The following is a 9218-nucleotide window of genomic DNA, read 5'->3' as shown; positions in this document are numbered from 1 at the left end:
TGCTGAACAGCCGAAGGACTGCTGACCACAATAACATCATAAGCGTTATTCTCCACTAAAGTCATTATTTCCGGATCAATTACCGGTGCCTTCACTGTGGCATACACATCTATTCTTTCCACTATACAAATTTCGGCAAAAGCCTCTTCCAACACGTTAGAAGCTCTGTCTCCCAGTGCAAGCAAAAGCTTTTGTCCGGGCCTGATAACTGGTTTCAATTCTTGGGCAAATTGTTGTCCCGATTGCCCGCTCCCAACAAAATCAGGCTTAAAAGGCAATTCCTCAAATGCTTTCGCCGTTCCGTTTCCTATTACAGCAATTTTATTTTGCTTATGTTTGAACTGATTCTGCCAGAAGTGCTTCACTCCGTTTTTACTGGTAAATACAATCCAGTCATATTTTTCTATGGGGTGCTTGAAAGTAATCTGGGTTTCAATGATTTCGGTCAAAGGCATAGAAAGCTCCTCAACTCCTTTACTTTCCAATAAAGAAGTGAAAATACCGGAGGTTTGCTCCGGCCAGGTGGCTATAACCCTGGGCTTTCTCATTCCAATCTATTATTTTAAGTAAAATTATTCAAGGCTGCCTGGATGGAAGTAATTAACGGATCGTATTCAAAATTCCCCTTCCTCCCATTTCAAGCAACGTCTTTGCCAGATGTTCTGCTTGTTCAATGGCCTTCCCTGGCTCGCAGGAAACACTTTTTCGAAGAAGTATCCGCCCGTCAACGGAGGCAATCAAACCAGTTATCTTTATTTCATTCTTGCTCATCTCGGTATAGCAGGCCACAGGTACCTGACATCCCCCTCCAACAGTTTTCAGAAACCTGCGTTCAATCCTGACAGCCTGCATATCCAAAGGATCAGAAATAGATTGTATCAGTTCTGCCATTTCGGAATCCTGATCCCTTATCTGCATGGCAACAGCTCCCTGACTAACGGCCGGAAGCATTATTTCAGGGCTAAGATATTCGGTTATACGGTTTTTCAGGCCAAGTCGCTCGACCCCTGCTCCTGCCAGTACAACACCTTCGCAATGTCCTTCTTCCATCTTCCTCAGACGTGACTCCACATTCCCCCGAATATCAACAATCTTAAGTTCCGGATTAAAATGCAATAGCTGGGCCTGTCGTCGAAGACTGGAAGTTCCAATCCGGTCTTCGTGCATAAAATTGCGCAGTTTTCGGCCGTCCCGTGAAATAAATACATCCCTCACCTCTCCACGGGTCAATACACCCCCCAATATCAATCCATTAGGTAAAGTCGTAGGTAAATCCTTCAGACTGTGAACTGCCACATCCAGGTTCCCGGCTTCCAACCCGGCTTCTATTTCCTTAGTAAATAACCCTTTATCTCCTATCTTAGACAAAGCCTTGTCCAGAACCTTGTCACCCAAAGTCTCACGGATAACTATATTAACTTTTAACCTGGCAAAATTCCGCTCAAGAGCTGATCGTACTTCTTCTGCCTGCCACATGGCCAACCGACTGCTCCGGGTTCCTATATTTACAACGTTTTTCTGCATACCCGAAAATTATTCAAAGAGTTGATGAATAGCTTTAATTATATCATCTTTGCGGCCGTTAGCGGTAGTTATCTTTAGATTCTTCACAAGCCGGCTTACCATTTTATCTGTAAGATGACGACTATAGGATCGCAATAATTCCTTTTCCTCCTCCGAAAGGGAAGTTCCATACGATTCTAACCCTCCCATGTTTACTTCCTGAACCGAAAAAATCATATTTTGAATTGCAGGGGATAATTTGCGGCTCACCAGCCAGTCATCAAACTCCCCGGCTTTTATTGCTATTATTTTATTAGCTGTATCCAAATAACTCTTCTTTTTCTCCTCGTTATGAAGTACAACTTTTTGCAGATGGTCTATATTAAACAACTTCACATTTGGCAGTTCTCCCAGTGAAGGATCAATATTCCTGGGAACTCCCAGATCTATCATCACAATTTTATGACCCGGGGAGAAAGATTCTGCCTTTGATAATTTTATAATATGCTCAACACTGGTGGAAGTAATTATTATATCACAGTTTTTCAAGGCAGCAGAAAGCTCTTCGATACGTAATGGCTGGCCGTTGTATCGATGGGCCAGTTCTTCAGCTTTTGAAAAAGTTCGGTTGGCTATGGTAATATTGCGACACCCTCTTTTATACAAATTCTTAACCACCAGTTCTCCGGTTTCTCCGGCTCCCAGCAGCAAAATACTACGACCTGACAGATCGGAAAAATGTTCCCGGCATTTCTCCACCGCTGCATAGCTTACAGAAAAAGCACCCTGATTAATCCCCGTTTTGGTTCGTACCTGTTTACTTACTTCCAGGGCCTTGGTAAAAAGTCTTGAGAGAATAGTGCCAGATGTTTTATTTTCCTGAGCAACACTTAAGGATTTTTTGATTTGAGATACTATCTGATACTCCCCGAATACCATAGATTCCAGGCCCGAAATCAAACGAAAAAGATGATGTACTGCTTCTTTATCAAAAAAATGATAAAAATGATTTTGGTCTGTTATATCTGCTTTTACATAATCCTTGAGACAGGCATCAATATGTTGAATTGCCCCCTTAATACAGCGCGAGGGGGTAGTAAAATAAAATTCTGTGCGATTGCATGTGGAAACAATAATTACTCCATCAATCTCACCTGACTGTACAATGACCTGAGACAAGGTGTTGACCTTATTGCTGTCAAAAGCAAAGTACTCCCTTATAACGAGAGAGGCAGTTTTATGGCTTAAACCAATTAATCCAATCATAATGAGGATCGGTAATATTTAATGAAACGGTTCTGAAAATGAAAAAAAGTGCCTAAACGTGGTGGTTTTCTGACCTCAGGAATTGAGGCGGAGAAAGACCGCTACAACAAAACTTTTCAACTTGTGAAAGTGTATAAAACAACAAGGCAAATCTACACTGAGAATCAACAAAATCAAAAAACATCTGAATCTCCTCCCTAACTCCCGATTGCTTGTTTATTCCAGAAATTGTTTGCGGTTCTTCCTGAAGACAATTCTCGTAAAAATAAAAGGCTGTAGTTGAACTTGGTGATGAGGTACACAAATCAGAAGAAATCTCCCTGGGAGCCAACCCATCAAATTCATCTGTTCCCTCAGAAGTACAAGCAGAAATGCGGATGGAAAAAACCACCAAAACCCCCACCAGAAAAAGGTACGGTATAAATGCCCCTGAAATGCCGATAATAAACATGGATGGTTTTTTCTATTCTGCCTCTCAAAAGTAACGATAATGATCGGTACAAAAAAGAAATTCTTCCGGTAGATGGGACGCTCAAAAGAGCATTTCGGGTAACCATAATTAAATGTAGTATCAAAATGTCAAGCCAATCTGCTTTTGTTAACCCTCTTCCGGCCTCCCCCACTTTAATTTGTCCACATCAGAACCCCGGTAACGGGAAGGCTGGCAAGAATCAGACTTACTAAAAAACAAGGATTTTTCCGGGAAACCCCAAAATCGCTCCTGTATGTATATCATAATTTATCCTCGACAGTTTTTCCGCAAAATCAGCCTCATCATAGCGGTCGCCATTCACCCGGTGTAGTTCCAGGGTATATCGATCGTAGAAATAATCATTACTAGTGTGTCAGTTATTAAATTGGTTTACTTAAATTTTATGTGATTTTTTTCTTTATGCCAGACGGGGTTTGCAAAGCATAGCCGTAGCTACGGTTAAAAACCCCGTTGAAGCAGAAAGGAAAAAAGCGCTTGAAATTAGTGAAGGAATTTAGTAATTGCCACACTAGTGTAAAATTTTCCTTTCTTATGTGATACAACATTCTCTATGGCTTCATCTTCTCCCTTCAGCGTAGGGGGCATATAAATCCTTTGAGAATTGGTCTCCTGCAACATATTTAAAAAGCAAATATGTAACTGAACCAAAAACGAAATACGCCGGTATATCTTTGAAAAAAACAGAACTCGAACATTATACCGACAAACTAAAGCGTTTTATGTCGACCGAAAAACCTTATCTGGAAGCCGGAAATAATCCAGGGAATAAAAATTAATCTTCAAATAAATTTTATCGTGAATGCCCATTTTTCGTAAATAATTGAACAACATCGTATTAGGCTAATTTTTGAGTAAGTCTGGTTAACTAAAAATTCTTCTTTTTGAAAAAAAATCCCATTTTTACATCACAATAAACCATATTCATTAATTATAATTTCTTTTGAACATGAAAAAACTGTTACTATTAAGTCTTTCTGTGCTTCTTTGCGGAAGCCTCTTCGCGCAATCATTTGATTCTTCTAAGCTACGAGCCGGAGGGGGTTTCTTTTATGCCTCCGAGATTCAAAATGTAGGTCTTACGCTTAACGGAGTCTATGAGATTGATGAAATATGGGAAGGTTCTTTAGGGTTTACGCATATCTTTGAAAAGGATTATGTAAGTTGGAATATTCTTGATTTAGATGGTCATTATATTTTCCATGAGGAAAGTGATGATCTGAATATTTACGGACTGGCCGGTCTGTCCTTTACTTTCTGGAAAATCAATGTCCCATCAGAAACTGTTACTGAAACTGTGCCATATTTGGGCGAAGTAACGATGGATGTACCTGGCTATGAAGACAACGGTTCTGAAATAGGTTTAAACCTGGGGGTTGGAGCCAACTACAGAGTTGCTGATAATCTGAATCTGGCTCCGGAACTGAGATATACCATTATTGATGGATCCTATTTCAGGATTGGAGCAACGCTGCAATATATGTTCTAAAATAAACAAAACGGATTCATTGATAACAGTGAATCCGTTTTTTTGAGCTCTATTATCTTCAAAAGTCTTCGAGACAAACCAACTTACCTCACTAAAGCTGAAGCAAATGAATTTGAATCGTATAAAAAGCAATATCTGTCTCCATCAAATAAATATCTATCAATGTAATGGCAATAAAAAATAACTTTATTGCCATTAATTTACCACAATTCTTAGTTCTTCTCTTACTCATTCAATGGAATTTTCTTTTTCACGGCATTACAAAATTCACTGATTATTTTTTCAGAACCTCTTGCCTCGATTTGGATATAACTTTATTGCTGTTTTTTATTAACACACCCGGGTCTCGGCATTTAGTGAATGCAATATTCCTTTACCGCCAACATACAACGTATTGGTAAATCCCATTCAAAACCCACGCTGTCTCTTTCTATTTTACATCTATAATTTCAAACTTATAATCCTTAAAGTTGGCTGACATCATACCGTATAGTATTGAATGATTGGGAAGTTCTACTTTTGTGGCAGGCATCATAAGGGGAGCCTTATTGGATTCAGGAGTTTTATATACCTCCGGTGTATTGCCGCTGTCATCGATTTTTGAAATGTAAGTCTCGCCTATTTCAGCATTCTTAAAAAACCCGTCTTTCTTTTCTATGGTATTGTAAATAAAATACAAGCTACCATCTTTCTCAAAATCAATAAAAGAGTTATATCTCGAAGTGGCTAAAGAGTATTGCCTTTTGCTTATTTTTTCAATACTTTTTATTGAATTATATGCATTTAATCGAACAACAAACACGTTGCTGTAGAAATAAATAGGTGTGTACGTAACCTGATTTCCACTTTGCTCTTTTTTTGTGCCAGTAATAAATTGCTCTGCAGTATAATATTTGGTGCCGTCAGTCAGTGTCTTAACTTCGCTGATAATATAATCGAAAGGGTCGTATTCGGATTTATCTTTAATGCTGCGTCTAAAGCGTTTTATTTGCTTTTCAGAAAATCCTTTCTCTATCAGGTCTTTCGAAAAAATTTCCGTACTTACTTCTGTTTTTTCCCCGCTTGCAACATCAAGTATAAAGGAAAAAGCACCTCTTGCACTAATGGTTTCAGGATCAGAAAAGACTCCGTTAACCTGTGTTTTGCCATTTATTACGGTAAAGTTCATGCTTCTGATAAATTTCGAATCGAGATTTATATCCAAAGATTCTTCTTTAGCCCCATTATTCGAGAATTTATACAATTGGTAGGTAAAGTTTGGAACATCAGTAAAATATGTATCCTTCGAGAAGAAATCATGATCATTAAACTTAGCCGAATCAAAATAATTCTTCTTATCAGCATAATGAGTCCCTAGTAAATACACATCGCCATTGTTGTCAACCCGGAATTGCTGATAACTAAAAACACCCTCTTCAAAACCAGGGGCCACACTGTTTTGCCATATTGAATTTAATTCGCTGTCATAAACATGAACAGCAAAGCGCAGGGGTTCGTTCTTTCGGTTTAGAACAGTATAAAAGAACATTATTTTACTTTCATCCTCTGAGAGCTCATATTGAACCGAAGTTCTTTTGTATTTACTGATTCCGGAATAGTCCAACTCGGCAATCATTTTTGTATCATCATTCAGTTCAAGTGTTTCAGGGTTCAATGATCGGGAAAACAAGTAATGACTCTTTTTTTCTTCATTCTGAAAGGAAAAGAAAACAAGTAATTTTTCATTGATAACCTGAGCCCCCTCAAAATCAACGCTTCTACCATTTGGCCCGGGGTTCAGCTTTGTCTTTTTTACCAGATTTACATCTTTATCAAACATACCTATGTGATGCCCCATCTTCCCACCTCCGATAGTAGAACCATCATAGATAGCAGTAAATGGTTGGTACAAAATATAGGCATGATCATTAATTGAGCCAATTGCCTTTAGTCCGGCACTTCGTTCCAGTAATCTATCCCGAAGTACTTCGGTAGATTTTACATTGTAATGTATTTCTTCTGCAGATAACCAAAGTGTTGCAGATATGAAAAGTAAAAATGTCAGTATGATCTTCATAATCTTATTTTAAAGGAAATTAAAATGCATATCCAAGTTTTATTGTTGCAGGAAGATAGAAGTGCGTATCCCGGTCTTCGTATGTAAGCACGGTTGTAACCTCTTCCGTGTACTTATAAGTTCTAACGCCCATTCCAAGATTAAAATCAAGTGTTAAATTTTTTTGAAGGGGTAATTGATATCCACCATTAAAAAAGACAATATCGGTCATTAGCTTTCCGCCCATAATATTAAATTTGGGTTTAAACCCGATATACCATCGTTCGTAATACTCTCTTAAATATAAACGGATGTTGGCGGCGAAGAAAACCCCGGTGCCCGATTGGGGCAGATCATAACGGGGATTGTAATTGTGCAGGTTGCTTTGACGACTTATTGAAATCAATCCCATCGATGCTTCAACGGACATATTTCTGAATACCTCCTGTTCATATAATACAGAATACTCTCCGTTAAAAAGATCAATTCCAATTTTTACTAATTTACTGTATTCAGATATTCCTCCATCATCAAAATACTGCGATATATCTTCCTGGGCACGAATGTTAACAATAAAGATACTAAGTAGTGTAAAGACAAGTAATAATTTTTTCATTTCAGGGTTTTGTTTTTGAATATAGCCATTACAAACCGATGCAATAGCTATTCATTTTAAAATTTTATTTTTAATTCCCTATTTTGACAACCAGCCTGATAAATTCATAAATCTTCGTAATTGATTATTTGTGAAACGAAGTTCGACGAAAGTCAATTAATCAGGCCTAATGAAACCTGTTCAGTTTTATTGGGCCAAAATGTTGGTCATATAGTAAAGCAATTGTCGGTATTTTGACATTGCCCTGTTTCAAATTTCACTGATTATTAAACATTACCTGAAAATCCCCTGCAAATAAGCCGGAAAAAGTTACCCCATCTTTCATTGTCAGATCCATTTCAACGGTATAGTTGTTGTCTCCGTTATGAATGATGGTTACTTCTCCCGCTTTAAGGTTCGACGACTCCATTGTTGAACCATCAAAAACTGAATAGTTTGTCAACCAGTCGTCCAGTAGCTTTTTGCCTTCAGCTTCAGGATAAGCATATTCTCCTTCAATCGTTTTCCGTGTAAACGACTCCACATCCATGGTTAATGTATTGGCCTGAGTCTCACTCCCACTAATCAGAGTAATACCCGTATGCCCGCTATCGCCAATAGACACACCAATCATCGTGGCAGAAGATATGGAAAAGTCATTGCCATTCATTTGGATGGTATCGTTTTGCTTTGGAGAGGTATCATCCTTCTCACATTGAACAAAACTGAGGGCTATCAATACAGCAAATAAACCATTTAAAATTTTAACTGAATACGTCATTTTTTTTTGTTTTTAAGTTTGTTATAGGATTACTGCCACCCCTTCATGGGATGATGTTTAAAAATTTCTTATAAAAGTTTTGAATAAAACAATTGGATGTAAATTAGAGCCAGTCTGCAAAGTCGGGAAAGCATCTTAGTTATCATGTGCCGGTTCACAAAGTGGCGGTTGCGAGGCTTGCGAAGTAAAAGGTACTTTCTGGTCAGACACTTCTAATTAACCGGAAAGTCTTTTCTGTGGCAAAGATGTCAGAGGGGATGCCTCCAAGACCTAATTACGAAATTCTTTCCACCAATGGCTTTTTGTATCAGTCTTTAACCAGACCAGACTTTTGGATTCAAAAAATCCTGAGGATTTTGACCCGTGGAAGTATGAGAAAAATGAAAGGAGTAAAATTTTCTTCATAAATTGATCTTAAAGGTCTGGATACCACAAACATTCTTTTCAGGCAAATCAAACCTCAACTATCAACAACACGGAGCACTCCGGAACGAAGCTAATACCATTTAAGAGAACCTCTGGGTAATTTTTTTTAAGACGAGTAAATTTCATTAGGGTTGGAATAATTATGATTTTCTTAGGGTGAAAAATTTAAATAATCCTTGAAGCCAGACTCCTTTTGTATTCCTAGAAAAAAACAGACAGCTTAAAATTATGACTTAACTGATTAATATTTGCCATTTTAAAGACCTTCGCTACTATGTGATTAAAAAGATGATAATCTTCATTCACTGCAATACAAATAGTTTAATACTACAATTTTGAATTTTTTATATTCTAAAATAACCTTTCAGTATTTATTGTACCTGCTCTATTTCTTCTTTCAGAATCTGAAAGAACTCATTCCGGGCTTGCCTTTCCTTCCATAGCACATGACCACACTTTTCCAGGCGAATCATTTTAAAATCGGAAAGCCCATCCGACAATGGCTTCTCAACACCGTCAGCCGGATGCGAATCATATTCGCCATGACTAGTCCCGATATAGATTTTGTAAAGTTTTCATGAAGAAAACTCACAAAAACCATAATCGGGATTTGGTTCTTTTTGGGGCCAGTGC

The 9218-nt window shown here is 38.0% G+C and carries 8 protein-coding genes; 1 reads left to right on the top strand and 7 read right to left on the bottom strand.

Going from position 1 to position 9218, the window contains the following annotated elements; translation table 11 throughout:
- The 4 genes from QZZ43_RS01455 to QZZ43_RS01440 all read right to left on the bottom strand — a co-directional run.
- A partial coding sequence (locus QZZ43_RS01455) for a uroporphyrinogen-III synthase (protein ID WP_291855418.1) occupies positions 1–548 on the bottom strand: 548 nt, incomplete at its 3' end.
- Between the two features lie 52 nt (positions 549–600).
- Positions 601–1524, bottom strand: coding sequence for a hydroxymethylbilane synthase (gene hemC, locus QZZ43_RS01450; protein ID WP_291855415.1), 924 nt, complete (start codon positions 1522–1524; stop codon positions 601–603).
- A 9-nt stretch (positions 1525–1533) separates the two neighbouring features.
- Entirely contained in the window at positions 1534–2769 is a 1236-nt protein-coding gene (gene hemA, locus QZZ43_RS01445; protein ID WP_291855412.1) for a glutamyl-tRNA reductase, read from the bottom strand.
- A 52-nt stretch (positions 2770–2821) separates the two neighbouring features.
- Positions 2822–3220, bottom strand: coding sequence for a hypothetical protein (locus QZZ43_RS01440; protein ID WP_291855409.1), 399 nt, complete (start codon positions 3218–3220; stop codon positions 2822–2824).
- Positions 3221–4208: 988 nt separating this feature from the next.
- On the opposite strand from QZZ43_RS01440, the gene QZZ43_RS01435 reads away from it, so the two are divergent.
- Positions 4209–4748, top strand: coding sequence for an outer membrane beta-barrel protein (locus QZZ43_RS01435; protein WP_291855406.1), 540 nt, complete (start codon positions 4209–4211; stop codon positions 4746–4748).
- A 430-nt stretch (positions 4749–5178) separates the two neighbouring features.
- Here QZZ43_RS01435 and QZZ43_RS01430 read toward each other — a convergent pair whose 3' ends face one another.
- The 3 genes from QZZ43_RS01430 to QZZ43_RS01420 all read right to left on the bottom strand — a co-directional run bounded on the left by QZZ43_RS01430 (position 5179) and on the right by QZZ43_RS01420 (position 8159).
- Positions 5179–6804: a hypothetical protein gene (locus QZZ43_RS01430; RefSeq protein WP_291855403.1), complete on the bottom strand. Its 1626-nt coding sequence runs from the start codon at positions 6802–6804 to the stop codon at positions 5179–5181.
- A gap of 19 nt (positions 6805–6823) precedes the next feature.
- A complete protein-coding gene (locus QZZ43_RS01425) occupies positions 6824–7399 on the bottom strand; it encodes a DUF3575 domain-containing protein (RefSeq protein ID WP_291855400.1) in 576 nt (191 codons plus the stop codon).
- Between the two features lie 256 nt (positions 7400–7655).
- A complete protein-coding gene (locus tag QZZ43_RS01420; protein ID WP_291855397.1) occupies positions 7656–8159 on the bottom strand; it encodes a hypothetical protein in 504 nt (167 codons plus the stop codon).
- Between the last annotated feature and the right edge of the window lie 1059 nt (positions 8160–9218).

Source organism: Marinilabilia sp. (assembly GCF_016278715.1).
In the GTDB taxonomy this organism is placed as follows: domain Bacteria; phylum Bacteroidota; class Bacteroidia; order Bacteroidales; family Marinilabiliaceae; genus Marinilabilia.
Note: the sequence above shows the minus strand (reverse complement) of the source record. Positions and strands in the feature narration are given on the sequence as shown.

What these genes read in the sequence shown, in the direction of transcription:
- hemC (WP_291855415.1), bottom strand. Translation starts at nt 1,524, where the DNA reads ATGCAGAAAAACGTTGTAAATATAGGAACCCGGAGCAGTCGGTTGGCC.
- hemA (WP_291855412.1), bottom strand. Translation starts at nt 2,769, where the DNA reads ATGATTGGATTAATTGGTTTAAGCCATAAAACTGCCTCTCTCGTTATA.
- QZZ43_RS01440 (WP_291855409.1), bottom strand. Translation starts at nt 3,220, where the DNA reads ATGTTTATTATCGGCATTTCAGGGGCATTTATACCGTACCTTTTTCTG.
- QZZ43_RS01435 (WP_291855406.1), top strand. Translation starts at nt 4,209, where the DNA reads ATGAAAAAACTGTTACTATTAAGTCTTTCTGTGCTTCTTTGCGGAAGC.
- QZZ43_RS01430 (WP_291855403.1), bottom strand. Translation starts at nt 6,804, where the DNA reads ATGAAGATCATACTGACATTTTTACTTTTCATATCTGCAACACTTTGG.
- QZZ43_RS01425 (WP_291855400.1), bottom strand. Translation starts at nt 7,399, where the DNA reads ATGAAAAAATTATTACTTGTCTTTACACTACTTAGTATCTTTATTGTT.
- QZZ43_RS01420 (WP_291855397.1), bottom strand. Translation starts at nt 8,159, where the DNA reads ATGACGTATTCAGTTAAAATTTTAAATGGTTTATTTGCTGTATTGATA.